The following is a 25,503-nucleotide window of genomic DNA, read 5'->3' as shown; positions in this document are numbered from 1 at the left end:
CTGCACTCCACGTCTGTGAGATCACGCCGAACCGGGACCGCACGAGCGCGTGCGGGTGCTGCATGTCTTGTCGCTGCTGTCGCTGCTGTCGTCGCCGCCGGGGCCCGCCGCTTACAGGGGGATGGGCAATTCGTCCAGGTAGCGCTGGTTGATGTCGCTCGCGGAGGTGACACCGGTCCACACGCGTACGTCGTCGAGCAGAGCGGTCGCGGGGTTGCCGTACGTTCCGCCGGCGGTACGCCCACGCCCGGCCGAGAAGGCTCCGGTGGCCTGCCACGGAGTGTCGAAGACCGTCCCGTCCCCGGTGTTGTCGTCGGTGTCCGCGTCACCGAGCGCCCCTTGGCGTACGCCGTTGACGTACAGGAGCAGTTGATGACGCGCGCCGTCATAGACGCCGGTGAGCATCGTCCAGGACCCGGGGTCGACCTTTTGGGCGGAGGCGATGTCGGCGGGTACGGACACGACGGCGGCGCCGGTGGAGTCGGAGGCGGTCCGGCCGAACACCCACATGCCCTGGTCCGAGCCGGCCGGCTGGCTGTACCAGAGAGCCCAGGAGTCGCGGGTCGTGCCGGACTGGCCGGCGACCGCGACGGTGTGGGCCACGGTGGTGTCCGACAGGGAGGCCGCGTCGAGCTGGGTCCAGGCGGAGACGGTGAAGTCCCCCCGGGAGTCGACGAGCGGGCCGGGCGCGGAAGCGTAGCCGGTGGCGGTTCCGTCGAGGGAGAGGACGTCGCCCTTGCCGCCGGCGTCCGACACCAAGGAGGCGCCTGAGCCCAGAGACATGGTGTGCCCGTAGCCGGAGGTGTCGGCGAGGGTGCCGCCCGGACCGTCTTCCATGGTCCACTCGGACACCAGCGCGGGCTGGGCGTGTCCGGTCTCCGGATTCTCTTCGGCTTGGAGGTCCGCCGTCTCCTGCGGTGCGACGACCCGGTTCCAGACGCGTACGTCGTCGATCCGACCGCCGAAGTAGTTGTTGGGCACGGAGTTGTACAGGCCGCGGCCGACGTCCAGGGCGCCGGTCGCCTTCCACGCCGTCGTGAACGGGACGGGGCTTCCCTGCGGCTCACCGTTCACGTACAGCTGGATGGTCTGGTCCTGCTTGTCGTACGTTCCGGCCAGATGCGTCCAGACTCCGGGCACCGGTGGCACCTCGGACTTCGACTGGATGATCGTGGTGCCCGTGGCGTTGGCCGTGTATCCGGCGAAGATCCATGCGTTCGCGCCCTGCGAGTAGTACAGCGCGGACGACGCGTTGGTGGTTCCTTCCTGGGAGACGGCCACCTGTGTACGGGAGAGATCGGTGACGCGCACCCATGCGGAGAGAGTGAAACTGCCGGAGGTGTCCACGCCGGGCGCCGCCGTCGCGGCGTAGGAGGAGGTCCCGTCGGTCGACAGCGCGGACGCGCCCTGGCGGGCGAGCGGTGTCCACTGCGCCCCGTGCAGTGTCATGGTGTTCGAGGAGGCACTGTCGGCCGCCAGGGATCCGGTGTTCTCGTCGAAGGACCAGGCAGCCGAAGGCGGCGTGCCTGGGGCGACCTTGAAGAAGTACGACGCGCTCTCGGACGAGTTGCCCGCCGCGTCCCAGGTGGTCACGGTGAGCTGGTTCAGGTCGCGCCGGTCCGGCGCCAGCGTGAGCGCGCTGCTGGTGGTGCCGGCCGGGATCGTCCTGGTGACGGCCTTGTTGTCGTTGAGGGTGTAGGTGTACTTGACGACGTCGTTGGCCGTCTTGACGGTGAAGGCCCCCGAGGCGCCGACACCTCCGAAGGCCGTGCACGTGCCGGGGTCTTCGGCGGTGGCGCATGCCGGATACGTGGTCGAGCTGATCACCGGAGGGGCCGGTTTCTTGGTGTCGATGTGGAAGGCGCAGGCTCCGGTGGTCGTCCAGCCCGAGTACATCGAGGCGGCCGTGCCGTTGAACGAGTAGTGGTACTCGGTACGGGCCTTGAACCAGTAGGTCTGCCCGTCCTTGAGCTTCGGTGTGGTCCAGGTGCCGGTCTTGCCGTCGGTGACGTAGGCCGAGGGGCTCCCGGACGCCACCTGCGGGTCGGCGATGTCCGGGTCGTACTGGTAGAGGGCGAAGTTGGGCCGCAGCGTCGCCTGCGAGCCGTCCGCCGACTGCACGACGGCCGACAGGGTCGGCGTCAGGGTCCTGATGTTGACGGCCACGCTGGAGCTGGCGCCGCACGCCAGCAGCGGGGACGAGAGCTTGAGCCCGGTCGGGGTGCTGGGCGCGCTCACGAACGTGACGGACAGGGTGGGCTTGGTGTCCGACGGCGACGCGAACTGCTTCCAGGCGATCGAGTCCGTCTCACTGGCCCGCAGGCCGAGGGTCGTGGTCGCGGACGACTGGCCGGCCGTGTAACTGACGGCGGAGGTCGCGTCGAAGGAGACGTTTCCGCCGGGGCAGGAGGACGAGTAGCCCTTGGCCGTCGATACGGAGTCGACCTGGGCGGACCAGGACGGCTGATGCGCCCAGGTGGTCGAGGAGGAAATGGCCCCCGTCCGCCACAACTGGACGCTCTTCGCGGAGCAGTTGGCGGACCAGACCTCCAGTGCCGTGAAGGTCGCCGACAGGACCTTCTTGCCGCCCAGGGTGTGGGTGTCGAACTGGTAGAGGGAACGGGCGAATTTGTCGTCCAGGAAGGCGTCGTATCCGACACCGAGCGCGTGGGACGTCTTCCAGAAAGAGGTGGAGGTCGAGTTGGACCAGACCGTCGTCCAGCCGGACAGGGACGCGCTGGTCGTCTGCGGGTCGAGGACCACCGGGAAGGTCGTATCCGGATCGGTCAGGAAGTCCTGATCCGGTGTGATCGTCAACTCGGCGGACGTGAGGGCCACATCCATGACGGAGGTCTTCGCGCCGGGGTCGGGGCCGTCCAGGACGCTGCCGGTGTCCTGCGCGGGCGTTGACGCCGGCGTTGCGGTCCGCCGTACGGTCGCCGACCCTGCGACCGTCGCCGTCGAGTCGTACATCAGCCCGGTCCCGGTCGTGAACACCGGTCTGCCGTCACCGCTCACCAAGGCCGCGCCGCCCGCGCCGCTATCCCGGACGGCGACACCGTCCAGCGACACCGGGAACGCTATGCGGGCCAGGTCGGCGCCGGTGGCGGCGCCGCGGGTCTTGACGACGAGGTTTTCACTGAAACCGTCGGGCGTGGCTTCAACGACCAGGTCGATCCCCGGCATGACGTTCTGGTACGTGGCGGTCGCACCGGCCAGGACCGGCGCGGGAAGCGTCCACGGGGAGCCCACGGTGTACGTCTTGCCCGCGTCGCCCATGCGGGCGAGCGGGGCGGTGGAGCCGCCACCGGAGAACTCCATCGGCACGGCGGCGGCCTTGGGCACGACCGCTCCCGCCGCGTCCAGCCGCAGGTCCGTATCGACCGGGACCCAGGCGCCACCCTGCTGCACCCGGACCGGCCCCGGGCTGACATCGACGGTGAACGTGCCGTCCGGGTGGGCGGTGACGAGTTGGGTCGGTGTCGTCTCGTCGGCCACGACGACCGGCGCGTCGGACGACACCGCCTTCTGGGAGGCGGCCGCCTCGGGCGACAAGTTGTCGCTCGCTGAGCTGGCTTGACCGGTGGCGGTCGGTGTGGCGGCAGCCGCCTGCTGGGCGGCGAACCCGCCCAGTGCCTGCGCCACGAGCCCCACGGACAGCACCCAGGTCCAACGCGCGGACCTAGGTCTGCCAGACCCCTTGGACGTCGACAACTGACCCACCCCACCCCTACGGGGCTTCAGCCGCCCCTCCCGCCCCCAGGCACCAAGTAGTTGGCGCCTGCATCTACTGATCATGGAGCTTGACAGGAGTAGACCAATCCAAGGGCAACCGGAACCCCACGATCCGGTCATGTGATCACCATGCCTTCACATGGGACACGAAAACTTCCCAAAATCGAGTTACGGCCGACCTCGTCGGCTGCGCCTGTTGCGCTCGGCAAGGCGCGCACTGAGGGTGCCCGGGGCCGACTCGGAAGGCTCTTCGTAGTCGGGGCAAAGGGAATTGCCGCATTCGCAGGGCGGCCAGCGGAGGGTGGAGCCCGGAATCAGGTCCGCGCCTTCGGCGCCGGGATCCGACTTCGGAACGATCAGGACGCCGTCCTTGCCGAATTCCTCCGTCAGCCGCGCGAGAACTCGCCGTGCGTTGCTCTTGTCCGTCATTCCGCCAACCGCCTCAGTCCATGGAGCACCCGCTCCAGCAGTTCGTCCGTCACCGGGGCGAAGGCCGCCCCGTCGTCCGGTACGAGGCGATGGAAGCCTCGGCCGTCCACGGCGGCCTCAAGCTGGGCCGATCCGTCGGGGGCCGGGGGTTCCAGGGCTCGGTCACACATGGGGGTTGGGCCCTCCGTCATCGCTTCATCACCGTCTGTGCAACAAGGATCGGTGTCCGCGAGTAGGCTCCAACAGGGGGTAGACCTTGACGGCCCGAGCATTAAGAGCGGTGATTCCTCTGGCAGGCAAAGAGTTGGACCCGTACACCAGTCCGGAGGCGTTCCTGGGCGCGGAGTTACGTCTCCGCAGAGAGGCCCGGGGATGGAGCCAGACGAAATTGGCGGCGGTGGCGCATATGACGGGGAGTCGTATCGCGCAGATTGAACTCGGTTCCGTACCAGCGACGTTGCCCAACGCGACGGCGCTTGACGTCGCGCTGGAGACGGGCGGGTTGTTCGCCAGGCTGCACAGTTTCGCGAGTATGTCTCCCAGTTCCACGGATCGGGTCCGGCCATACGCGGACCTGGAGAGTGCCGCCACAGCCATCAGCAGCTACACGTCGTCGTTCATCCCCGGGCTGTTGCAGACGGAGGGATACGTACGAGCCCTGATCAATGGGTCGCGTTTGCAGGACAGCGACGAAGAGGTGGAACGCCGGATCCAGCACCGCCTGCAACGTCAGGAGATCCTTCACCGGGCGAAGTCACCGACTCTCTGGTTCGTCCTGGAGGAGGAACTGCTCCGGCGCCCCACCTGCGGGCCCGAGGCCATGGCCGAGCAGCTCGACCACTTGGCCCAATTGGCGCAGAGCTCAAGAGCCGTCATTCAGATCATCCGCACCGACGTGGGCGCCCACCCCGCGCTGGGCGGGACACTGTGCCTTCTGGACCTTCCAGACAGGCCAAGGGTGGCTTACCTTGAAGGAGCCTTTACGGGCCAACTCTTCATGAATCCGGAGCGAGTTGCGAAGTACGCGCTGGCCTATGATCACTCCCGGATCAGGGCTTGTAGCCCCGCAGAGTCAGCTGACCTGATCCAGGCCGCGATGAAGGAGATCCGGAGATGATCAGCAGTCACGACGCCGCCATTCGCTGGCGCAAGAGCAGCTACAGCAACGGCGAGGGTGGAGAGTGTCTGGAGGTCTCCGACGACTTCCCCAGTCTCGTCCCCGTCCGCGACAGCAAGAACCCGGGCGGCGCCACCCTCACGCTCGCCGCCCCCGCCTGGGCGAAGTTCGTGGCCCACATCGCCCGCTGACACACAAGAGGAGACGCAGTCATGAGCAACGTCCGACCCGATCTCAGCACCGCCCACTGGCGCAAGAGCAGTTACAGCAGCGGCGACGGCGGGGAATGCCTCGAAGTGGCCGATGGCTTCGCCGGGCTCGTCCCCATCCGCGACAGCAAGATCCCCACCGGGCCGACGCTCACACTCCCCGCCGCCGCGTGGGGCGACTTCGTCGCGTACGTCGCGCGCTGAGGCCCGTACCAACGCAAAGGCGGCTTCAGCCGCCCGACGTGTCGAGTTCCGCGTCCGCGCTCACGCCCGAGCAGTCGTACGGGTCCTTCAACCAGCCGTCCGGCAGGACCACCCGGTTGTTGCCCGACGTGCGGCCCCGAGGGCCATCCGCGCCGTCGGGCCACGGCTGGTCCAGGTCCAACTCCGAGAGCAGCGCGTCCAGTTCGGCCAGGGACGAGGTGATCGCCAGGCGTCGGCGCATCTCGGAGCCGACCGCGAAGCCCTTCAAGTACCACGCCACGTGCTTACGGAAGTCGATCACGCCCCGCGCCTCGTCGCCGATCCACTCCCCCAGCAGCTGCGCGTGACGGAGCATCACGACCGACACCTCGCGCAGGCCGGGGCGCGCCGGGGCCCCCGTACCCTCGAAAGCGGCCACCAGGTCGCCGAACAGCCACGGCCGGCCCAGGCAGCCACGGCCGACGACCACTCCGTCGCAGCCGGTCTCGCGCATCATCCGCAGCGCGTCGTCCGCCGACCAGATGTCGCCGTTGCCGAGGACCGGGATCTCCGGCACGTGCTCCTTGAGGCGCGCGATCGCGTCCCAGTCCGCCGTACCGCCGTAGTGCTGCGCCGCCGTCCTGCCGTGCAGGGCGATCGCCGTGACGCCCTCCTCGACCGCGATCCGCCCCGCGTCGAGGTAGGTGATGTGGTCGTCGTCGATGCCCTTGCGCATCTTCATGGTCACGGGGAGGTCGCCGGCGTTCGAGACCGCTTCGTGGAGGATCGCGCGGAGCAGGGGCCTCTTGTACGGGAGCGCCGAGCCGCCGCCCTTGCGGGTGACCTTGGGGACCGGGCAGCCGAAGTTCAGGTCGATGTGGTCGGCGAGGCCCTCGTCCACGATCATGCGGACCGCTTTGCCGACGGTGACCGGGTCGACTCCGTACAGCTGGATCGAGCGCGGGGTCTCCGACGCGTCGAAGCGGATCAGCTGCATCGTCTTCTCGTTGCGTTCCACGAGCGCGCGTGTGGTGATCATCTCACTGACGAACAGTCCCTTGCCCCCGCTGAACTCGCGGCAGAGCGTCCGGAACGGCGCGTTGGTGATCCCGGCCATGGGGGCGAGCACCACCGGCGGACGTACCGCGTACGGGCCGATGGCCAGCGGAGACAGCGTCGCGAGCGGCGCGGCGGACGAGGAGAGTGCTGCGGTCATCTCACCATTGTGGCCCACCACCCCCTCCCGCCGAGAATGGTTAGTTAGACGTACTATCGTGCGCATGCCTGAGCTGAGCCCCCGGCGGCGGACGCTGGTGCTGGTGATCTGCTGCATGAGCCTGCTGATCGTCAGCCTCGACAACACCATCCTGAATGTCGCCCTGCCCACGTTGCAGAAGGAACTGCACGCGTCGGTAGCCGGGCTCCAGTGGACCATCGACGCGTACACCCTCGTCCTGGCCTCGCTGCTGATGCTCGCGGGTTCCACCGCCGACCGGATCGGCCGGCGCAAGGTCTTCATGACCGGGCTGGTGATCTTCACGGTCGGCTCGGCGCTCTGCTCCGCCGCGCCGAACCTGGAGTCGCTGGTCGCGTTCCGGATCCTCCAGGCCGTCGGCGGCTCGATGCTCAACCCGGTCGCGGTGTCGATCATCACCAACACCTTCACCGAGCGGCGCGAGCGCGCCCGCGCCATCGGCGCCTGGGGCGCGGTGGTCGGGATCTCCCTGGCGCTGGGGCCGATCATCGGCGGGCTGCTGGTGGACACGATCAGCTGGCGGGCGATCTTCTGGCTGAACATCCCGATCGGGATCACCGCGCTGATCCTGACCTGGCGGTACGTCCCCGAGTCCCGCGCGCCCAAGGCCCGCAGGCCGGACCCGGTGGGCCAGCTGCTGGTCATCGGGATGCTGGCGACCCTCACGTACGCGATCATCGAGGCGCCCAAGTCCGGCTGGACCTCGCCGGAGATCCTGTCCTTCGTGGGCTTCTCGATACTGTCGCTGGTCGCGCTGATCCTGTACGAGCCGAGGCGCGACGAGCCATTGATCGACCTGCGGTTCTTCAGCAGCGCGCCGTTCAGCGGCGCGACGCTGATCGCCGTGTGCGCGTTCGCCGGGCTGAGCGGGTTCCTCTTCCTGAACACGCTCTATCTCCAGGATGTGCGAGGGCTGTCGGCCTTGAAGGCCGGGCTGTACATCCTGCCGATGGCGGCCATGACCTTTGTGTGTGCCCCGCTGTCGGGGCGGCTGGTGGGCAACCGGGGGCCCCGGCTGTCGCTGCTGGTCGCCGGGGTCGCGATGACGGCGAGCGGGGTGCTGTTCGCCGTGTTCAAGGCGGAGCAGCACACTCCGCTGCTCTTCACCGGGTACGTGATCTTCGGCATCGGCTTCGGCATGGTGAACGCGCCGATCACCAACACCGCCGTCTCCGGCATGCCCAACGCGCAGGCGGGGGTGGCCGCCGCTGTCGCCTCGACCAGCCGTCAGATCGGGCAGACGCTGGGGGTGGCGGTGATCGGGGCCGTACTGGCGGGCGGGGTGGCCTTGTCGGCCACGGGCCGGATGGCCTCGGCTGCCGGAAGGCAGGACTTCGCGGACGCGAGCCGGCCGGCGTGGTGGATCATCACGGGGTGTGGTCTCGCCGTATTGCTGGTGGGGTTGCTGAGCAGCGGGCGGTGGGCGCGGGGCACGGCGGTGCGTACGGCACAGCGGCTGGATCCGACGGGGGCTCAGGCGGCGGCGGCGCGGGCGTGAAGGGTCCTCTTCTGTAGGAGGCGGGGCCGGCTTCCGTAGGGGGACGGGTTCGCTTCCGTAAGGGGCGGGTTCGCTTCCGTAGGAGACGGGTGCGCCTCCGTACGGTCAGACCGCCGCCGGCTGCCGCGCCTCAAGCGTCTTCAGCATCAGGAGCTTCTCCAGCCGGGCCTGGGACTCGTCGTCCTCGGGGACGTAACTGACCAGCCGGGGCCCCGACGTCGGCCCGAGCCAGAGATTCGTGTGCACCACGTTGAGCGTGCCGACCTGGGCGTTCACGAACCGCTTGCTCCTGCCCGTGTTGCCGATCACCTCGTGCCGCTCCCAGATCTCGCAGAACTCCGGTGAGGCGTTCCGCAGCCGCGCGAGCAGGGCCTTCCAGGGCGGCTCCGCGAGGTGTTCGGCCATGTCGGAGCGGAAGCGCGCCACCAGGGTCTGCTTGGTCTCCCGGGGACTGGTGAGGGCGGCCTGCCACTGCGCATTGGTGAAGGCGAGCCAGATGCAGTTACGGTCCTCGGGCGGCAGGGCGTCCATGTCGCACATCATCACGGCGTAGGTGCGGTTGTACGCGAGGATGTCGTACCGGCTGTTCTGCACACAGGCCGGGAAGGGCTCCAGGCGCTCCAGCATCCGCCGTACCGACGGGGTGATGGTGGGGCTCGGCGCGCCGGGCGCGGGGTCCACGGCGCCGGCCAGGGCGAAGAGGTGGGAGCGCTCGCTGGGGTCGAGGAGCAGGGCGCGGGCGAGGGCGTCGAGCACCTGGGCGGAGACCTGGATGGGCCTGGCCTGTTCGAGCCAGGTGTACCAGGTGACGCCCACGGCGGAGAGCTGGGCGACCTCTTCCCGGCGCAGTCCTGGCGTACGGCGGCGGATGCCGCGCGGCAGGCCGACCTGTTCGGGCATGATGCGCTCGCGTCGGCTGCGCAGGAAGCCGGCCAGTTCGTGGCGCCGGATGTCCGGCTCCCGGAGGGCGTGTCCTTCGGGGGTGGATGCGCCCGGTATCGCCGCCTGGGGGGCCATCGTGCCGTGTTCCTGCACCATCGTTGCCATTCCTCCAGGTTGCGGGAGACCTCAGCCCATTGCCAGGTACTCCTGGTACCAGGATAAAGACACTCTGGTACCAGGCTTCGTCCGGGGTGACTCTGGCTCTCGTGAGTACAGCATCCCGTCCTCAGTCCGGCGTTCCGGCCCCGGCTCCTCTTGTTTCCTCCGTCCCCGCTCCCGCTCCGGGATCCGCCCCGGGATCCGCCCCGGCCGTCCATGACCACGGTCCGGTCCTCGGCACCCTCGGCCTGTTCACCGTGCTCCTCGGGGCGGCCCTTCCGCTGATCGACTTCTTCATCGTCAACGTCGCCCTCCCGACCATCGACAAGGACCTGTCGGCGGGCCCCGCCCTGCTCGAACTGGTCGTGGCCGGTTACGGAGTCGCGTACGCCGTCCTGCTCGTCCTCGGCGGACGGCTCGGCGACACGCTCGGCCGCAGGCGCCTGTTCATGGCCGGCATCGCGGCCTTCGGCATCACCTCGCTGGCCTGCGGCCTGGCGCCCAACGCCTGGACGCTGGTGGGCGCGAGGGTGGCCCAGGGCGCGGCGGCGGCGCTGATGCTGCCGCAGGTGCTGGCCACCATCCACGCGACGACGGCCGGGGAACGGCGGGCGAAGGCGATCAGCCTGTACGGCGCGACCGCGGGGCTCTCCATGGTGGCGGGCCAGATCCTGGGCGGCGTGCTGGTGGCGGCGGACATCGCCGGGACCGGCTGGCGGGTGATCTTCCTGGTGAACGTACCGGTCGCGCTGGTCGGTCTGTTCCTGGCGTTCCGTACGGTGCCGGAGACCAAGTCGCAGAAGCCCGCGCCGATCGACGTACCGGGCACGCTGCTGCTGACCACCGCGCTGGTGACCCTGCTGGTGCCGCTGACCGAGGGGCGGGCGGCGGGGTGGCCGCTGTGGACCTGGGTCACGCTGGGGGTCTTCCCGGTGGCCACGGCGGCGTTCCTTTGGGTGGAGCGGCGGGAGGACCGGCAGGGGCGGATACCGCTGCTGCCGCCGAGCCTGTTCCGGCTGGTCTCGCTGCGGCGCGGGGTGGGCCTGACCGTCCCGTTCGCGATCTGCTTCGGCGGGTTCATGTTCGTGCTCGCGATCGCGCTCCAGCAGGGCCTCGACATGAGCGCCATCGGGTCGGGGCTGGCGCTGGTGCCGCTGGCGGTGACGTTCTTCGCGGCGTCGCTGGCGGGCCCGCGGCTGCTCGCGCGCTTCGGGACGCGGGTGCTGACGGTCGGCGCGGCGATCCAGTTCACCGGGCTGGGGCTGCTGGCCCTGCTGGTCTGGCGGGACTGGCCGTCGGTCGGCGCGCTGGACCTGCTGCCGGGGGTGGCTGTGGCCGGTCTGGGCGGTGGCCTCCAGCTGCCGAACCTGTTCCGGATCGTGCTCTCGGACGTACCGCCCGAGCGGGCGGGCGTGGGCAGTGGCGTGATGGTCACGGCGCAGCAGGCGTCGCTGGCGCTGGGGGTGGCCACGCTGGGGACGCTGTTCCTGAGCCTGACGGACTCCGACGGCATGGGGGACGCGCTGGCGGTCACCCTGGTGGCGATGATGGGGCTGATCCTGCTGACGGGGCTGCTGAGCCTGCGGCTGCCGCGCACGGTGAGCTGAGGACGCGTTGTCCGTCCCCGTACCCTCACCGCCTGACTCGCGGCCTCACCACCTGACTCGTACCCTCACCACCTGACTCGCGGCCTCACCGCCTGAGTCGGAAATTCCGAATCGCCCCATAGGGTCTATTTCATGACACAGCTCACACTCACCAAGTCCTCCCCCTCCCTGTGGCGGGTGTCCATCAACAACCCCCCGGTCAACCTGGTCGGGGCGCGGTTCATCATCGAGCTGCGCGCGATCCTCGAAGCCGCCGAGAGCGACCCGGACCTCGCGGTGGTCCTTTTCGAGAGCGCCGATCCCGAGTACTTCATCGCGCACTGGGACCTCGCCGACGACGGTTCGGCGCTCGCCGGCCAGCCGCCGCTGCTGGAGGGCATGTCGCCGTTCACGGACGTTCTGATCCGCCTGAGCAAGCTCCCCGCGCTCACCGTGAGCGCGATTCGCGGGCGGGTACGGGGGGCGGGCAGCGAGTTCGTACTCGCCACGGACATCCGGTTCGCGAGCCTGGAGCGCGCCGTGCTCGGCCAGTTCGAGATCACGGCCGGCGTCATCCCGGGCGGCGGCGCCGTCGCGCGCCTGCCGCGTCTGGTGGGGCGCGGGCGGGCGCTGGAGATCCTGGCGGGTGGCGAGGACTTCGACGGGGCCCTCGCGGAGCGGTACGGATACGTCAACAGGGCGGTGCCCGACGCCGAGTTCGACGCGTTCATCGATGAGTTCGTGCGGCGCGTCTCGGGGTTCTCGGTCAGCGCGATCCGGGAACTGAAGCGCGAGGTCGATCCGCGGACGCTCCCGAAGGAGGACGAACTCGCCACACAGGCGAACCTGTTCCTCGCGGCACTGGCGACTCCTGAGGTGCAGGAGTGGGCGAGGCAGGCGTTCGAGAACGGTCTTCAGAAGGACGGGCCGTTCGAGGAGAACCTCGCGGAGTACTCGGCGAGGTTCGCCCCGAAGCGATAGGCCGGGCGTCGGTGGTGGCCCGGTTGGTGGCGCGGCCGGTCGCGGTTGGGGCGCGGCCGGTCGCGGTTGGTCAGGACGCGGACGTGTCGGTCGCTCCGCCCGCCGTACCGGCCTCGCTGTCGGCGCCGGTGGCGTCGGCGGCACCGGTGGCGCCTTCGGTGTCGGGCTGCTGGTCGTCGCCGACGGCGCGCTCGCGCATCTTGCGCAGCAGCTCCTGCTTCTGGTCGGCGGCGACCGCGCGGTCGGCGTTACGGGCCGGGCCGTTGCCCTGCTGGTCGGCGCGGGACAGCTTCTTGCGCTGCCCGCCGACGCCGAGAAGATTGTTGCGGCTCTTTGCCACGGGGTTCTCCCGAAGTGATGTGAAGTGATCTGCGGAATCGTCGGTGGGGGGCGGCCCGTGGCCGCCGCGCTCTCACTCGTAGATCTGGAAGAACATGCCCGTGACGCTACCACCGGGTGGGGGGCGGTCGTCACGCGGTTATTCGCCCACATCGGCCGAAACCCCAGGAAGGGTCGCTCGAAGTAGTGAATGACAGATATTGAAATCTGTCATCGGTCATGCCAAGGTTGTCGCATGACATCTTCCGAGAAGGTCGCTCCCGCTTCCGTCCCCACCCGCACGCTCGGCTCGACCGGCCCCCGGGTCTCCGCGCTCGGCCTGGGCGCGATGGGCATGTCCGCGCTGTACGAAGGGGGTGACCGCGCCGAATCCCTCGCCACGCTCCATGCCGCGCTGGACGCCGGGGTCACCCTGATCGACACGGGCGACTTCTACGGCATGGGCAGCAACGAGATGCTGATCAACGAAGCGCTCCGCACCGCCCCCGCCGGCGCCCGGGAGCGCGCGGTGATCAGCGTGAAGTTCGGCGGCATGCGCGACCCGGACAACGGATGGGGGCCGGTCGACGGCCGCCCGGCCGCGGTGCGGAACTTCGCGGCGTATTCGTTGCAGCGCCTGGGCACGGACCACATCGACATCTACCGGATCGCGCGCGTCGACCCGGCCGTGCCCATCGAGGAGACGGTCGGCGCCATCGCCGAGCTGGTCCAGGCGGGGCATGTGCGGCACATCGGCCTCTCGGAGGCGGGCGCGGACACGATCCGCCGGGCGGCGTCCGTCGCCCCGATATCCGACCTCCAGATCGAGTATTCGCTGATCTCGCGCGGCATCGAGGACACGATCCTGCCGACCGTCCGGGAGCTGGGCATAGGCATCACGGCGTACGGCGTGCTGTCGCGCGGTCTCATCAGCGGCCACTTCACCCCGGACCGCGAGCTGGCGGCGACCGACTTCCGGGCGATCAGCCCCCGCTTCCAGGGAGAGAACCTCCGCCACAACCTCGATCTGGTCGAGTCCCTGCGCAAGGTCGCCGAACAGAAGGGAGTCACGGTCGCGCAGATCGCCATCGCCTGGGTGCTGTCGCGTGGGGAGGACATCGTGCCGCTGGTCGGTGCCCGCCACCGCGACCGGCTGACCGAGTCCCTCGCCGCGCTGGACGTGACGCTCGACGCCGGTGACCTGGCCGCGATCGAGCGGGCCGTCCCGGCCGGCGCGGCCCTGGGCGACCGGTACCCGAGCGCCCAGATGGCGCACCTGGACAGCGAACACTGAGCGGCGGGCGGCGCGGACCGGACACCGGCCCGGCGGGGTGGCCGGCGGGTAATGTCAGTGGGTGAGGGCCGCCGCACCAGCCAGAAAGGTCGCTCCCCGATGACCACCGAGACCCTGACCGCCGAGCGCATCCTCGAAGCGACCGAAGAGGTCCTGCGCCGTTACGGTCCGGCGAAGGCCACGGTTGTCGACGTGGCACGGCTGCTCGGTGTCAGCCACGGCAGCGTGTACCGCCACTTCCGTACGAAGGCGGCGCTGCGCGAGGCGGTCACCCAGCGCTGGCTGGAGCGCACGGAGAGCACGCTGGAGGGCATCACCGACGCCACGACCCCCGGGGGCGCGGAGAAGCTGCGCGGCTGGCTGCTGGCGCTGTTCGACGCCAAGCGGCACAAGGCGGGCGACGACCCGGAGTTGTTCGCCACGTACAACACGCTCGCCCGGGAGAACAGCGGGGTGACGGAGACGCACCTGTCGATACTGACCGGCCAGCTCACCCGGATCGTCGAAGAGGGCGTGCGGGCGGGCGAGTTCACCGCCCCGGACCCGCAGCGGGTGGCCGTCGCGGTCTTCGCGGCGACGGCCCGGTTCCACGACCCGACGTACGCCCCGGAGTGGCAGAAGCCGTCGATGGACGACGAGTTCAGCGCGGTGTGCGACCTGGTGGTCCGGGGCCTGCGGACCTGAACCGGGCGCGGCCCCTCTCAGTCCTTCGCCGGGTTCACCGTGGCCTGGTGAGCCTCCGTCAGGTGTTCCTCGGCCTTGAGCCAGGGCAGGAACTGCGCGTTGATGCGCCAGTCGCAGGTGTCACATATCAACGAGCGCAGGACACCTGACTTCTGGACGCGTACGACATGCTCGCGTCCGTGCTGGTCCCATCGGCGGACGGTGCTGGTGGTCGTGGACGGCATCCGAGCCTCCTGTTGTGACGCGTGGGGCATGGGGCATGGGGCGTTGACGTACCGCCAGTGTGCGACGAAGCCCCCGGCTCCGTAACGGAACCGGGGGCTTCGAGCCGGGAACGTGATGCGTCAGCAGCCGAGGAGACGGCCGCCGAGGTACGCCTGGATCTGGTCCAGGGAGACCCGCTCCTGCTGCATGGTGTCGCGCTCGCGCACGGTCACCGCGTTGTCGTCCAGGGTGTCGAAGTCGACGGTGACGCAGAACGGCGTACCGATCTCGTCCTGGCGGCGGTAGCGGCGGCCGATGGCGCCCGCGTCGTCGAACTCGATGTTCCAGTTGCGCCGCAGGTCCTCGGCGAGGCCCTTGGCCTTCGGCGAGAGCTGCGCGTTGCGGGACAGCGGCAGGATCGCGACCTTCACCGGCGCGAGGCGCGGGTCGAGGCGGAGCACGGTGCGCTTCTCCAGCACGCCCTTCGCGTTGGGCGCCTCGTCCTCGTTGTACGCGTCGAGGAGGAAGGCGAGCATCGCGCGGCCGACACCGGCGGCCGGCTCGATGACGTAGGGGGTCCAGCGCTCGCCGGCCTCCTGGTCGAAGTACAGCAGGTCGTGGCCCGAGGCCTTGGAGTGGACGGTGAGGTCGTAGTCGGTGCGGTTGGCCACGCCTTCCAGCTCACCCCACTCGCTGCCGCCGAAGGAGAAGCGGTACTCGATGTCCACGGTGCGCTTCGCGTAGTGGGCGAGCTTCTCCTGGGCGTGCTCGAACCAGCGCATGTTCTCCTCGCGCAGGCCGAGGTCGCGGTACCAGTTCCAGCGCTGCTCCATCCAGTACTCGTGCCACTTCTCGTCCTCGCCCGGCTTGACGAAGAACTCCATCTCCATCTGCTCGAACTCACGGGTGCGGAAGATGAAGTTGCCCGGAGTGATCTCGTTCCGGAAGGACTTGCCCATCTGCGCGATGCCGAAGGGCGGCTTCTTGCGCGACGTCTGGAGGACCTGGCCGAAGTTGGTGAAAATGCCCTGCGCCGTCTCGGGGCGCAGGTAGGCGACCGAGCCGGTGTCCTGGGTCGGGCCCAGGTGGGTGGAGAGCAGACCCGAGAACGACTTGGGCTCGGTGAAGGTGCCCTTGTTGCCGCAGTGGGGGCAGTTGATGTCGGCAAGGCCGTTCACCGGGGGCTTGCCGTGCTTCTCCTCGTACCCCTCCTCCAAGTGGTCCGCGCGGTAGCGCTTGTGGCAGGAGGTGCATTCGGTCAGCGGGTCCGTGAAGGTCGCGACGTGGCCGGACGCCTCCCAGACCTCAGTGGCAAGGATCACCGACGAGTCGATACCGACGACGTCCTCGCGCGAAGTGACCATGGAGCGCCACCACTGGCGCTTGAGGTTTTCCTTCAGCTCGACTCCGAGCGGCCCGTAGTCCCAGGCGGCCCGCTGACCACCGTAGATCTCACTGGACGGGTAGACGAAGCCACGGCGCTTGCTCAGGTTGACGATGGTGTCGATCTTGTCGGCGGCCACGGTGCTCTCTTCATTACGACGGCGACGAACGGCGAATGCCCCAGATTAGCGGCGGCCGCACCCCCTGTATCAAATCGGTGTGCGGGAACGGCCAGGACCGCACCTTGTTGACAATCGTTTCCACTTTTGTTGAAAATGACTGTCATGAACGTACGACGCCTGATACCCACCGCCGCCACCGCCGGAGCAGTCACGCTCGGCCTGCTGGCACTGTCCGCCTGCTCCTCCTCAGACACGGCCGGGGGGAAGAGCGGCGGCAAGCTGGCGGTGACCGCGTCGTTCTACCCCATGCAGTTCCTGGCCCAGCAGATAGGCGGCGATCATGTCTCCGTCACGACGCTGACCAAGCCGGGCACCGAGCCGCACGACCTGGAACTGAGCCCCCGGCAGACCGCCGGCCTCGGCCAGGCGGACGTCGTCCTGTACCTCAAGGGCATCGCCCCCGCCGTGGACGACGCCATCGGCCAGTCCGGAGCGCGGGAGATCGTCGATGCGACCGCGCTCACAACGATGGAGCGGCACGGCACCGAGGTCGGCCCCGCCCACGAAGGCCACGAAGGGGACGAGAGCCACGGGGAGGAGGAATCCGCGGACGGCAACGACCCGCACATCTGGCTGGACCCGGTGAGGTACGCCCAGGTCGCGAAGGGTGTCGGCGCCGCCCTGGAGAAGGCGGACCCGGACCACGCCGCCACGTACCGTACGAACACCGCCACCCTCGTCGGGAAGCTCGGCGCCCTCGACACCGCCTTCAAGCAGGGCCTCGCCCACACCACCACCAAGACCTTCATCACCACCCACGCCGCCTTCGGCTACCTCGCCGAGCGGTACGGCCTGGAGCAGGAGGCGATCGCCGGGGTCGACCCCGAGGCGGAGCCCAGCCCCGCGCGTGTGAAGGAGCTGGGGACCATCGCCCGGCAGGACAAGGTCAGCACCGTGTTCTTCGAGACGCTCGCCAGCGACAGGACCGCGAAGACCATCGCCGGGGACACCGGCCTGAAGACCGACGTCCTGGATCCGCTTGAGGGAATCACGGCGAAGTCCAAGGGGTCGGACTACCTCCAGGTCATGAAGGCCAACCTGGCCGCGCTCCAGAACGCGCTGGGCGCCAAGTGAGCGCCCCCGGCACCCCCGGCGCCCCCGGCCCCCCCGTCATCGCGCTCCGCGGCGCGACGGCCGTCCTCGGCGCCCGCATCGTGCTGCGCGGCATCGACCTCACCGTGCACCACGGCGAGGTGGTCGCCCTGCTCGGCGCCAACGGCTCCGGCAAGTCCACGGCCGTCCGCGCGGTGATCGGCCAGGTCCCGCTCACCACCGGCGAGGTCTCGCTGTTCTCGACCCCCCTGCGCCGCTTCCGCGACTGGTCGCGCGTCGGATACGTACCGCAGCGCACCACGGCGGAGGGCGGGGTGCCCGCGACGGTCCGCGAGATCGTCTCCGCCGGGCGCCTGTCCCGTACGAAACTGCGGTGGCCCGGCAGGGCGGACCGGGCGGCCGTCGAGCGCGTCATCGAGCTGGTGGGCCTCGCGGACCGCGCCAAGGACTCCGTGAACGCGCTGTCCGGCGGCCAGTACCAGCGGGTGCTGATCGCCAGGGCGCTCGCCTCCGAGCCCGAACTCCTGATCATGGACGAGCCGATGGCCGGCGTCGACCTCGCCAGCCAGGAGATCCTCGCGGCGACCCTGCGCGAACAGGTCGCGGCCGGTACGACGGTGCTGCTCGTCCTGCACGAACTGGGGCCGCTGGAGCCCCTGATCGACCGCGCGGTGGTGCTGCGCGAGGGCTGTGTCCTGCACGACGGACCGCCGCCCCGGGCCGTCGGCCAGCACGCCCTCCCGGGCCACGACCACGTCCACCCCCACGCGGTCGGCGAGCCGCTCCGTACAGGACTGCTGAGCTGACCATGGAAATCCTCCAGGCCCCGTTCATGCAGCGCGCGCTGATCGCCGCCGTGCTGATCGGCGTCACCGCCCCCGCCATCGGCATCTACCTCGTACAGCGCCGCCAGGCGCTCATGGGCGACGGCATCGGGCACGTGGCCCTCACCGGCGTCGGTCTCGGCTTCCTGCTGTCCTGGAGCCCCGTGTGGACGGCGACGCTGGTCTCGGTGGCCGGCGCGATCACGATGGAACTGATCCGGGCGTACGGGCGCACCCGCGGCGACATCGCGCTCGCCATGCTCTTCTACGGCGGGATGTCCGGCGGAGTCCTGCTGATCAACCTCGCGCCGAACGGCTCCAACGCCAATCTGCTCTCGTTCCTCTTCGGCTCGCTGTCGACGGTCTCGTCCCAGGACGTGATCTCGATCTCCGTGCTCGCCGCCTTCGTGGTGCTGGTCACGGTGGGGCTGCGGCGCCAGCTCTTCGCGGTCAGCCAGGACGAGGAGTTCGCGCGGGTCACCGGGCTGCCCGTACGGACCCTGAACCTGCTGGTGGCCGTCACGGCGGCCGTGACGGTGACCGTCGCGATGCGGGTCGTGGGGCTGCTGCTGGTGAGCGCGCTGATGGTGGTGCCGGTGGCGGCCGCCCAGCAGGTCACGCGGTCGTTCGCGGTCACGTTCGTGCTCGCCGTCGTGATCGGGACGGCGGTCTCGGTGGGCGGCACGGTCACCTCGTACTACCAGGACGTGCCGCCGGGCGCGACCATCGTATTGCTGGCCATCGGGCTGTTCGTGGTCCTGACCGTCCTCGCCACCCCGCTGGCGAGGAGGCGGGCGCGGGCCCTGGATGGTGAACGGTCCGACCCGGCGACGGAACCGTCCGAACTCGCGACGGAACCGTCCGTACCGGCCACGGAACCGTCCGCACCGGGCCTCCCCGCCGCCCGGCGGGCCGGTGATGACATCCCGGTGTGAGCGCGAGCTGGCAGAATGGCCCGACGTAAGCGGGCGACGCCCGGCGGTACGGGCAGAGGCAAGGAGGCACCTGTGACGACTGCGACCGGCGATGGAGCGGGCCCGGCCCCCGTGCGCGGCCGATCCACCCGCCAGCGGGCCGCGGTGGCGGCGGCGCTGGACCAGGTGGACGAGTTCCGCAGCGCGCAGGAGCTCCACGACATGCTCAAGCACCGCGGTGACTCGGTCGGCCTGACGACCGTCTACCGCACCCTCCAGTCCCTCGCCGACGCCGGCGAGGTGGACGTCCTGCGGACGAACGACGGGGAGTCGGTCTACCGGCGCTGCTCGACCGGCGACCACCACCACCATCTGGTGTGCCGGATCTGCGGCAAGGCCGTGGAGGTCGAGGGCCCCGCCGTCGAGCAGTGGGCGGAGACGGTCGCCGCGCAGCACGGCTATGTGGCGGTGGCGCACACGGTGGAGATCTTCGGCACCTGCGCGGAGTGCGCGGCGGCGGCGGTCAAGAACTAGAACGAAGCCCGGGGTCGCCGTACAGGTCACAGTCCATGGCCCGTACGGCGTTCCCGCGCCGCCCCGCCGCTCAGTTGTCCTGCGGCTCCTCGATCTCGTTGTCCTCGCCCGTCGACAGGTTGGGCAGCGCGCCGCCGAACCGCCGGTCCCGGGAGGCGAATTCCAGACAGGCCCGCCACAGGTCCCGCCGGTCGAAGTCGGGCCACAGCACGTCCTGGAAGACCATCTCGGCGTAACTGCTCTGCCAGATCAGGTAGTTGGACGTACGCTGCTCACCGCTCGGACGCAGGAAGAGATCCACGTCCGGCATGTCCGGGTAGTACAGGTACTTGGCGAAGGTCTTCTCGTTGACCTTCGACGGGTCGAGCTTTCCCGACGCGACATCGGCGGCGAGCGCCTGCGCCGCGTCCGCGATCTCCGCCCGGCCGCCGTAGTTGACGCAGAAGTACAGCGTCATGGCGTCGTTGTCCTTGGTCTGCTCCTGCGCGACCTGGAGCTCCTGGACGACCGACTTCCACATCTTCGGCATCCGGCCGACCCAGCGGATCCTGATGCCCAGCTCGTCCATCTCGTCGCGGCGGCGGCGGATGACATCGCGGTTGAAGTTCATCAGGAACCGCACCTCGTCGGGGGTGCGCTTCCAGTTCTCCGTGGAGAACGCGTACAGCGAGAGGTTCTTGACGCCCATCTCCAGGCAGCCCTTGAGGACGTCGAGTACCACACCCTCGCCGACCTTGTGCCCCTCGGTGCGCGGCAGGCCGCGCTCCTTGGCCCAGCGTCCGTTCCCGTCCATCACGCACGCCACGTGCTTCGGCACCAGCTCGCTCTGGATCCGCGGCGGTACCGCGCCGGAGGGATGCGGCTCGGGCGTCTTGTACTCGCGGCGGGTACGTCCCAGGATTCCGCGTCGTGCCATGCGCTCTTGTCTCCTCGTGCTGCCGTGCTCTTCAGGTGCCCGTACTCTTCAGGTCTTCTCCGCGGACGCGGTCTTCAGGTCTTCTCGACGTATCTGAGCGAGCGCAGACCGCGCTCCAGATGCCAGTGCAGATAGGCGGACACCAGCCCGCTGCCCTCCCTGACATGCCGTGCCTCGCACGCGTCGGCCGTCTCCCAGTCACCGGTCAGCAGCGCGCTGAGCAGGACGACGGCCTCCGCAGAGGGTACGACGCTGCCCGGCACCCGGCAGTCGCCGCATATCACTCCGCCCGCCGCGACCGAGAAGAAACGGTTCGGCCCGGCGAGCCCGCACTTCGCGCAGTCGTCGAAACTCGGCGCGTAGCCGTTGACCGCGAGGGAGCGCAGCAGGAAGGCGTCCAGGATCAGATGCGGGGCGTGCTCCCCGCGGGCGAGCGTGCGCAGCCCGCCGACGAGCAGCAGGTACTGCTGGACGGCCGGCTCGCCCTCGTGGTCCGTGAACCGCTCCGCGGTCTCCAGCATCGCCGTGCCGGCGGTGTAGCGGGCGTAGTCGGTGACGATGCCGCCCCCGTACGGGGCGATGGTCTCGCTCTGGGTGCAGAGCGGCAGCCCGCGCCCGATCAGCTCGCTGCCGCGCGCGAAGAACTGCACGTCGACGTGGGAGAACGGCTCCAGCCGCGCCCCGAACTTCGACTTGGTGCGCCGCACCCCCCGGGCGACGGCCCGGACGCGTCCGTGGCCGCGGGTCAGAAGCGTGATGATGCGGTCGGCCTCACCGAGCTTCTGGGTGCGCAGCACGACGCCGTCGTCCCGGAACAGACTCATGGGCCCCATTGTCCCGCATGGCCGGGGCTCTCCCCCGCGCCCGGGACCACCAGTCCCGACTCGTACGCCACGATGACCAGTTGCGCGCGGTCGCGGGCGCCCAGTTTGCCCATGATGCGGCTGACATGGGTCTTGGCGGTGAGCGGGCTGAGCCCGAGGGTCTCGGCGATCTCCGTGTTGGTGAGGCCGCGGGCGACCAGGGCGAGGACCTGGCGTTCGCGGGTGGAGAGGCATGCGGGGCCGCCCTTGCCCGAGGGGGCGGCCGGGGCGCGCAGGACGCGGGCGATGAGCCGGGAGGTGGGGCCCGGCGAGAGGAGCGCGTCGCCGGCGGCGACGGTACGGATGGCGGCGAGGAGGTCGGCGGGGCGGGTGTCCTTGACCAGGAAGCCGGACGCGCCGGCGCGCAGCGCCTCCAGGATGTGGTCGTCGGTGTCGTACGTGGTCAGGACCAGCACCTTCACCCCGGCGAGGTCGTCGTCCGCCGCGATGAGGCGGGTGGCCTCGATGCCGTCGAGGTCGGGCATCCGTACGTCCATGACGACCAGGTCGGCGCGGGCCGAGCGGGCCAGGGCGACGGCCTCGCGGCCGGTGCCCGCCTGGCCGACGACCTCCATGTCGCCGGCGGAACCGACGAGCATCGCGAAGGCGGCGCGTACGAGCGTCTGGTCGTCGGCGAGCAGCACCCTGATGCGGCCGGGCGCGCCCGGACCGCCCGCGCCGCCGCGTCCCTCCGTACCGCTGAGTCCTCCCGCACCGCCGCGTCCCTCCGTACCGCCGAGTCCTCCCGCACCGCTGAGTCGCCCCGTACCGCTCTCCCCGTTCATATGACCGCCCCGGGTGCCCCGTCGGGTTCCTGTGCCGCGTACGGCTCCTGTACGGGCCGCACGGCCTGCGCCGCCCGCGCGCGCAGCGGCAGGATCGCGGCGACCTCGAACCCGCCCTCCTCCCGTGGCTCCGCGCTGAGCGTGCCACCGACACTGCGGGCGCGCTCCCGCATGCCGACGATGCCGAAGCCGGATCCCGGCGTACCGCCACCGCCACCGCCGGACGACGGATCGCCGTCGTCGGTGACCACGACCCGCAGCACCGCGTCGCTCGCCTCGACGCGCACCGCCGCCGCGGCGCCCGGACCCGCGTGCCGTACGGAATTGGTCAGCGCCTCCTGCACGATGCGGTACGCGGCCGCCGCCACCGCGGGCGGGACGTACGGCGCCTCGTCGGTACGGAGCGTGAGCCGGGCCCCCGCCCTGCGGACCAGCCCGGGCAGCGACGCCAGATCGGGCAGCGGCCCCTCCCCCGCCGCGCCCGCCGCCGGGCGCCGTTCCGCCGGGCCCGTCCCCTCACCCGTCCCCTCCCGCAGCACCTCCAGCGTGGTGCGGACCTCGGCGCGGGCGTCGCGGCAGGTCTCGGCGATCTCTTCGAGCGCCTGGGCGACGGCCGCGCGGTCGAGCCGGTCGGGCGTGACGGTGAGGATGTGCGAGGCCACGGAGGTCCGTACCCCGATGAGCGTGATGCTGTGCGCGAGCAGGTCGTGCAGGTCCCGGGCGATCCGCACGCGCTCCTCGGCGACCCGGCGGGCCGCCTCCTCCTCGCGGGTGCGCTCCGCCCGCTCCGCGCGCTCGACGAGCGAGTCGGCGTACCGGCGGTAGATCCGTACGTCCATGCCGACCATGAGGAAGGCGACGATCCAGCCGGAGATGCGCAGCACCTCCAGCGCGTCGTGCGGACTGGAGGTGCCGGCGATCGCCGTCGTCACCCCCACCACCATGGCCCCGGTCAGCAGCGTGCGACGCGGCCGGCCGGTGGCACCGACGGTGTAGAGCGCGGTCATGGTGGCCGGGATGGGCGCGTTGTGGTTGTAGTCCAGCGCGTGGTACGGCGCGACAAAGGCCACCATGGTCAGCAGGACCAGTAGCGGGGCGCGCCGCCGCCACACCAGGGGCAGCACAACGGCGAACAGCAGCGCCCACCCGAGCACGTCCGGCCGCCTTCCGTCACCGCCGACCAGAGCGATCACCACGGCGACCACGCCGAGCCCGGCGGCGAGCAGCGCGTCGTTGCGCCGCGCGTGCGGGGCGGTGAGGGGATCGCGGATCAGGACGGCGGCCACACGCTGGCCGAGGCTCACGTTCCGGGCGGTTTCCACACGCACATCCTCCGACAGAAGTCCGGCAGCAGTCCGGCAGCAGTCCGGCAAGGGACGCCCCTCCCGGAGGGAGGGGCGTCCGTGGCTGACATCTCTCAGACCGCGACCCGCTCCGGCTCCTCCGGCGCGGGGGCCTGCGCGGCGCCCGGCCTGCTCAGCGCGCCCGGCCACCAGATCTTCCGGCCCAGGAGCACCGAAGCCGCCGTGACCAGGTAGGTGCGGACCAGGAAGGTGTCGAGGAGTACGCCCACCGCGATCACGAAGCCCAGTTCGACCAGTTGCACCAGGGGCATGTTCGTCAGGACCCCGAAGGTCGCGGCCAGGACGAGGCCCGCCGAGGCGATGACCGCGCCCGTCGCGCGCAGGGAGCCGAGGGCCGCCTCCGTCGGGTCCGCGCCGGCCAGTGCCTCCTCGCGGGTCCGGTGCATCAGGAAGATGCCGTAGTCGACTCCGAGGGCGACGAGGAAGACGAACGACATCAGGGGGAGTCCCGGATCGGTGCCCTCCAGGCCGAAGACGGGGCCGAAGAACAGGCCGCCCAGGCCCAGTGCCGCGCCCCACACCGCGACCACCGCGGCGACCAGCACCAGGGGCGCGACCAGGCTGCGCAGCAGCGCGATCAGGATCAGCAGGACGGCGGCCAGCACCAGCGGGACGATGATGTCCCGGTCCCGCGCGTTGGTGTCGTCGAGGTCGATCTGCTCGGCGCTCGCCCCGCCCACGTACGACCCGTCGAGGCTTCCCCGCAGCGCCTCGATCGTGGCCGTCTCCGCCGCGGACTGGGGCGGGCTGTCGGCGAGGACGGTGATCTCGGTCCAGCCGTCGCCGGTACGGCCCCGCTCGGCGGACCCGACTCCTTCGGTGGCGCGGGCCGTGGCCAGTGCCTGGTCCGCCCGCGCGGCCGGGGCGATCACGCTGATGGGCCCGCTGCCCTGCTCCGGGTAGGCCTCGGCGAGGGTCTTCATCGCGGTGATCGAGTCGGGGGTGGAGGTGAAACTGTCCTCCTGCTTGACGTTGCCGGGCAGGTTGAGGACCCCGAGGGCGAGCGCGCCGAGGATCACCACACCGGCCGCGAGCACCGCGACCGGCCGGCGCCCGGCCGAGCCGCCCATCGCGGCGAACAGGCCGCGCCGCTCCTTGTGTTCGCCGCCGTACGCGGGCACCAGCGGCCAGAAGACCCGCCGTCCCAGGAGGACGAGCAGTGCGGGCAGCAGGGTGGTCATGGCGACCAGCGCGCACAGCACACCGACCGCCGCCGCGGGGCCCATCCCCCGGCTGCTGTTGAGGTCCGCGGCGAGCAGGCACAGCATCCCCGCCGAGACGGTGCCGGCGGAGGCGAGGATCGCGGGGGCGCTCCGGCGCAGGGCGGTGCGCATCGCGTCGTACGGCGCCGGGACGCGGCGCAGCTCCTCCCGGTAGCGGGCGACGAGGAGCAGCGCGTAGTCCGTCCCCACGCCGAAGACGAGGATCGTCGTCACCCCGGCGCTCTGTCCGCTGACGGTGAGGCCGAAGGCCTGGTGGAGTCCGTACGTGACCCCCATGGACAGCACGTCCGCGATCCCGGCCACGACGAGCGGCACGAGCCACAGGACCGGGCTGCGGTAGATCAGGATCAGCAGGACGGCGACGACGCCCACGGTCGTGTAGAGCAGCGGGCCGCCGAGCGCCTCGTAGACCTCCTCCGCGTCGGTGGCGAGCGCCCCGGAGCCGCCGACGTCGACGCGCAGCCCGTCCCCGCCCTCGGCGACCGCGCGTACGTCCCCGACGAAGACGTCCCTCGCCGCCTCGTCCTGTCCCGGCTCGGTGCTGGAGACCGGGTACATGAGGGTCGTGCCGTCCTGGGACGGGATCGCCCGCGGCGCCCGGCCGCCGGTGAGTTCGTGGGTACGCGCGATCTCGGCGGTCTGCTCCGCCGCCGTGCGCCGGTCGGCGGCGGTGAGTCCGCCGTCGCGGTGGTACACGAGGACGAGGTCGGTGGAGTTGCCGCCGGGCAGCCGCTCCTGGATCTTCGCGACCTGCGTGGAGTCGGCGCTGGCCGGCAGGTAGTCGATCGGCCGGTCGCGCTGGACGTCGCCGAGCTTCCCGGCGAAAAATCCGCCGACGGCGATGACGGCGATCCACAGGACGAGCACCGCCCAGGGCAGTGCGGTACGGCGCGGGCCTGGCGGCGCGCTCGGTGTGGCCCTCATCGTG

25 protein-coding genes are annotated in these 25,503 nt (G+C 70.5%); 12 read left to right on the top strand and 13 right to left on the bottom strand.

The annotated features are described in order from the left end of the window. Positions 1-111: 111 nt before the first annotated feature. The 3 genes from ACIO1C_RS08280 to ACIO1C_RS08270 all read right to left on the bottom strand — a co-directional run bounded on the left by ACIO1C_RS08280 (position 112) and on the right by ACIO1C_RS08270 (position 4,334). Entirely contained in the window at positions 112-3,645 is a 3,534-nt protein-coding gene (locus tag ACIO1C_RS08280; protein WP_401859808.1) for a LamG-like jellyroll fold domain-containing protein, read from the bottom strand. Positions 3,646-3,903: 258 nt separating this feature from the next. Continuing rightward, positions 3,904-4,164 carry a hypothetical protein gene (locus ACIO1C_RS08275; protein ID WP_401859806.1) on the bottom strand — a complete coding sequence of 87 codons (261 nt, stop codon included), beginning with the start codon at positions 4,162-4,164 and terminating at the stop codon, positions 3,904-3,906. Next, positions 4,161-4,334 carry a hypothetical protein gene (locus tag ACIO1C_RS08270; RefSeq protein ID WP_401859804.1) on the bottom strand — a complete coding sequence of 58 codons (174 nt, stop codon included), beginning with the start codon at positions 4,332-4,334 and terminating at the stop codon, positions 4,161-4,163. The genes ACIO1C_RS08275 and ACIO1C_RS08270 overlap by 4 nt, the downstream gene beginning before the upstream one ends. Before the next feature lie 110 nt (positions 4,335-4,444). Between ACIO1C_RS08270 and ACIO1C_RS08265 the strand changes: the two genes are divergently transcribed. Genes ACIO1C_RS08265 through ACIO1C_RS08255 form a run of 3 tightly spaced genes read left to right on the top strand, consistent with a single transcriptional unit; the run spans position 4,445 to position 5,694 of the window. After that, the gene (locus ACIO1C_RS08265; protein ID WP_401859802.1) at positions 4,445-5,281 is read left to right on the top strand and encodes a helix-turn-helix domain-containing protein; all 837 of its coding nucleotides are present in this window, start codon (positions 4,445-4,447) and stop codon (positions 5,279-5,281) included. Next, positions 5,278-5,472: a DUF397 domain-containing protein gene (locus ACIO1C_RS08260; RefSeq protein ID WP_401859800.1), complete on the top strand. Its 195-nt coding sequence runs from the start codon at positions 5,278-5,280 to the stop codon at positions 5,470-5,472. The genes ACIO1C_RS08265 and ACIO1C_RS08260 overlap by 4 nt, the downstream gene beginning before the upstream one ends. Before the next feature lie 21 nt (positions 5,473-5,493). Next, positions 5,494-5,694: a DUF397 domain-containing protein gene (locus tag ACIO1C_RS08255; RefSeq protein WP_401859798.1), complete on the top strand. Its 201-nt coding sequence runs from the start codon at positions 5,494-5,496 to the stop codon at positions 5,692-5,694. A 25-nt stretch (positions 5,695-5,719) separates the two neighbouring features. On the opposite strand, the gene dusB is transcribed toward ACIO1C_RS08255, so the two are convergent. Next, entirely contained in the window at positions 5,720-6,889 is a 1,170-nt protein-coding gene (gene dusB / locus ACIO1C_RS08250) for a tRNA dihydrouridine synthase DusB (protein ID WP_401859797.1), read from the bottom strand. Between the two features lie 64 nt (positions 6,890-6,953). Here dusB and ACIO1C_RS08245 point away from each other — a divergent pair, with 64 nt between their 5' ends. After that, the gene (locus ACIO1C_RS08245) at positions 6,954-8,426 is read left to right on the top strand and encodes an MFS transporter (protein WP_401859795.1); all 1,473 of its coding nucleotides are present in this window, start codon (positions 6,954-6,956) and stop codon (positions 8,424-8,426) included. A gap of 105 nt (positions 8,427-8,531) precedes the next feature. On the opposite strand, the gene ACIO1C_RS08240 is transcribed toward ACIO1C_RS08245, so the two are convergent. Next, entirely contained in the window at positions 8,532-9,473 is a 942-nt protein-coding gene (locus tag ACIO1C_RS08240; protein ID WP_401859793.1) for a helix-turn-helix transcriptional regulator, read from the bottom strand. Between the two features lie 92 nt (positions 9,474-9,565). On the opposite strand from ACIO1C_RS08240, the gene ACIO1C_RS08235 reads away from it, so the two are divergent. Next, positions 9,566-11,074 carry an MFS transporter gene (locus tag ACIO1C_RS08235; RefSeq protein WP_401859996.1) on the top strand — a complete coding sequence of 503 codons (1,509 nt, stop codon included), beginning with the start codon at positions 9,566-9,568 and terminating at the stop codon, positions 11,072-11,074. Positions 11,075-11,206: 132 nt separating this feature from the next. Beyond that, positions 11,207-12,034 (top strand): enoyl-CoA hydratase/isomerase family protein, encoded by an 828-nt coding sequence (locus ACIO1C_RS08230; protein ID WP_401859791.1) that lies wholly within the window; start codon positions 11,207-11,209, stop codon positions 12,032-12,034. Between the two features lie 70 nt (positions 12,035-12,104). Here ACIO1C_RS08230 and ACIO1C_RS08225 read toward each other — a convergent pair whose 3' ends face one another. Further along, complete coding sequence (locus tag ACIO1C_RS08225) at positions 12,105-12,374, bottom strand: DUF6243 family protein (RefSeq protein WP_401859789.1); 270 nt, start codon at positions 12,372-12,374, stop codon at positions 12,105-12,107. 234 nt (positions 12,375-12,608) lie between these two features. Between ACIO1C_RS08225 and ACIO1C_RS08220 the strand changes: the two genes are divergently transcribed. Further along, on the top strand, positions 12,609-13,646 hold the full coding sequence (locus ACIO1C_RS08220; RefSeq protein WP_401859788.1) for an aldo/keto reductase: 1,038 nt from the start codon (positions 12,609-12,611) through the stop codon (positions 13,644-13,646). A gap of 99 nt (positions 13,647-13,745) precedes the next feature. After that, complete coding sequence (locus tag ACIO1C_RS08215; RefSeq protein ID WP_401859786.1) at positions 13,746-14,330, top strand: TetR/AcrR family transcriptional regulator; 585 nt, start codon at positions 13,746-13,748, stop codon at positions 14,328-14,330. A 17-nt stretch (positions 14,331-14,347) separates the two neighbouring features. On the opposite strand, the gene ACIO1C_RS08210 is transcribed toward ACIO1C_RS08215, so the two are convergent. Together ACIO1C_RS08210 and ACIO1C_RS08205 are read right to left on the bottom strand one after the other, a co-directional pair. Further along, positions 14,348-14,554 carry a hypothetical protein gene (locus ACIO1C_RS08210; RefSeq protein WP_327236716.1) on the bottom strand — a complete coding sequence of 69 codons (207 nt, stop codon included), beginning with the start codon at positions 14,552-14,554 and terminating at the stop codon, positions 14,348-14,350. Between the two features lie 120 nt (positions 14,555-14,674). Beyond that, positions 14,675-16,057: a glycine--tRNA ligase gene (locus ACIO1C_RS08205; RefSeq protein ID WP_401859784.1), complete on the bottom strand. Its 1,383-nt coding sequence runs from the start codon at positions 16,055-16,057 to the stop codon at positions 14,675-14,677. 144 nt (positions 16,058-16,201) lie between these two features. Here ACIO1C_RS08205 and ACIO1C_RS08200 point away from each other — a divergent pair, with 144 nt between their 5' ends. From ACIO1C_RS08200 to ACIO1C_RS08185, 4 genes are all read left to right on the top strand, one after another. After that, positions 16,202-17,173 (top strand): metal ABC transporter substrate-binding protein, encoded by a 972-nt coding sequence (locus ACIO1C_RS08200; protein ID WP_401859782.1) that lies wholly within the window; start codon positions 16,202-16,204, stop codon positions 17,171-17,173. Beyond that, complete coding sequence (locus ACIO1C_RS08195; protein ID WP_401859780.1) at positions 17,170-17,958, top strand: metal ABC transporter ATP-binding protein; 789 nt, start codon at positions 17,170-17,172, stop codon at positions 17,956-17,958. The genes ACIO1C_RS08200 and ACIO1C_RS08195 overlap by 4 nt, the downstream gene beginning before the upstream one ends. 2 nt (positions 17,959-17,960) lie before the next feature. Beyond that, positions 17,961-18,911: a metal ABC transporter permease gene (locus ACIO1C_RS08190; RefSeq protein ID WP_401859779.1), complete on the top strand. Its 951-nt coding sequence runs from the start codon at positions 17,961-17,963 to the stop codon at positions 18,909-18,911. Positions 18,912-18,983: 72 nt separating this feature from the next. Then, positions 18,984-19,424, top strand: coding sequence for a Fur family transcriptional regulator (locus ACIO1C_RS08185; RefSeq protein WP_401859777.1), 441 nt, complete (start codon positions 18,984-18,986; stop codon positions 19,422-19,424). 70 nt (positions 19,425-19,494) lie between these two features. Here the strand turns inward: ACIO1C_RS08185 and ACIO1C_RS08180 are convergent, their stop codons facing one another. The 5 genes from ACIO1C_RS08180 to ACIO1C_RS08160 form a co-directional block, all read right to left on the bottom strand. Continuing rightward, complete coding sequence (locus tag ACIO1C_RS08180; protein WP_401859775.1) at positions 19,495-20,340, bottom strand: isoprenyl transferase; 846 nt, start codon at positions 20,338-20,340, stop codon at positions 19,495-19,497. Between the two features lie 74 nt (positions 20,341-20,414). Continuing rightward, the gene (gene recO, locus ACIO1C_RS08175) at positions 20,415-21,164 is read right to left on the bottom strand and encodes a DNA repair protein RecO (RefSeq protein WP_167033230.1); all 750 of its coding nucleotides are present in this window, start codon (positions 21,162-21,164) and stop codon (positions 20,415-20,417) included. Next, entirely contained in the window at positions 21,161-21,988 is an 828-nt protein-coding gene (locus ACIO1C_RS08170; protein WP_401859773.1) for a response regulator, read from the bottom strand. Before ACIO1C_RS08170 ends, recO begins: the two co-directional genes overlap by 4 nt. Further along, the gene (locus ACIO1C_RS08165; RefSeq protein WP_401859772.1) at positions 21,985-23,310 is read right to left on the bottom strand and encodes a sensor histidine kinase; all 1,326 of its coding nucleotides are present in this window, start codon (positions 23,308-23,310) and stop codon (positions 21,985-21,987) included. Before ACIO1C_RS08165 ends, ACIO1C_RS08170 begins: the two co-directional genes overlap by 4 nt. A gap of 95 nt (positions 23,311-23,405) precedes the next feature. Next, positions 23,406-25,499, bottom strand: coding sequence for an MMPL family transporter (locus ACIO1C_RS08160; RefSeq protein WP_401859770.1), 2,094 nt, complete (start codon positions 25,497-25,499; stop codon positions 23,406-23,408). Positions 25,500-25,503: the final 4 nt, after the last annotated feature.

The sequence above is a fragment of the Streptomyces sp. NPDC087420 genome (assembly GCF_044744165.1).
Taxonomy (GTDB): Bacteria; Actinomycetota; Actinomycetes; order Streptomycetales; family Streptomycetaceae; genus Streptomyces.
This window is presented reverse-complemented; position numbering and strand designations above follow the sequence as displayed.

Coding starts and splice junctions, on each gene's coding strand:
- ACIO1C_RS08275 (WP_401859806.1), bottom strand. CDS start 4,164: ATGACGGACAAGAGCAACGCACGGCGAGTTCTCGCGCGGCTGACGGAG.
- ACIO1C_RS08270 (WP_401859804.1), bottom strand. CDS start 4,334: ATGTGTGACCGAGCCCTGGAACCCCCGGCCCCCGACGGATCGGCCCAG.
- ACIO1C_RS08260 (WP_401859800.1), top strand. CDS start 5,278: ATGATCAGCAGTCACGACGCCGCCATTCGCTGGCGCAAGAGCAGCTAC.
- ACIO1C_RS08255 (WP_401859798.1), top strand. CDS start 5,494: ATGAGCAACGTCCGACCCGATCTCAGCACCGCCCACTGGCGCAAGAGC.
- dusB (WP_401859797.1), bottom strand. CDS start 6,889: ATGACCGCAGCACTCTCCTCGTCCGCCGCGCCGCTCGCGACGCTGTCT.
- ACIO1C_RS08245 (WP_401859795.1), top strand. CDS start 6,954: ATGCCTGAGCTGAGCCCCCGGCGGCGGACGCTGGTGCTGGTGATCTGC.
- ACIO1C_RS08240 (WP_401859793.1), bottom strand. CDS start 9,473: ATGGCAACGATGGTGCAGGAACACGGCACGATGGCCCCCCAGGCGGCG.
- ACIO1C_RS08230 (WP_401859791.1), top strand. CDS start 11,207: ATGACACAGCTCACACTCACCAAGTCCTCCCCCTCCCTGTGGCGGGTG.
- ACIO1C_RS08220 (WP_401859788.1), top strand. CDS start 12,609: ATGACATCTTCCGAGAAGGTCGCTCCCGCTTCCGTCCCCACCCGCACG.
- ACIO1C_RS08215 (WP_401859786.1), top strand. CDS start 13,746: ATGACCACCGAGACCCTGACCGCCGAGCGCATCCTCGAAGCGACCGAA.
- ACIO1C_RS08210 (WP_327236716.1), bottom strand. CDS start 14,554: ATGCCGTCCACGACCACCAGCACCGTCCGCCGATGGGACCAGCACGGA.
- ACIO1C_RS08200 (WP_401859782.1), top strand. CDS start 16,202: ATGAACGTACGACGCCTGATACCCACCGCCGCCACCGCCGGAGCAGTC.
- ACIO1C_RS08190 (WP_401859779.1), top strand. CDS start 17,961: ATGGAAATCCTCCAGGCCCCGTTCATGCAGCGCGCGCTGATCGCCGCC.
- ACIO1C_RS08180 (WP_401859775.1), bottom strand. CDS start 20,340: ATGGCACGACGCGGAATCCTGGGACGTACCCGCCGCGAGTACAAGACG.
- recO (WP_167033230.1), bottom strand. CDS start 21,164: ATGAGTCTGTTCCGGGACGACGGCGTCGTGCTGCGCACCCAGAAGCTC.
- ACIO1C_RS08170 (WP_401859773.1), bottom strand. CDS start 21,988: ATGAACGGGGAGAGCGGTACGGGGCGACTCAGCGGTGCGGGAGGACTC.
- ACIO1C_RS08160 (WP_401859770.1), bottom strand. CDS start 25,499: ATGAGGGCCACACCGAGCGCGCCGCCAGGCCCGCGCCGTACCGCACTG.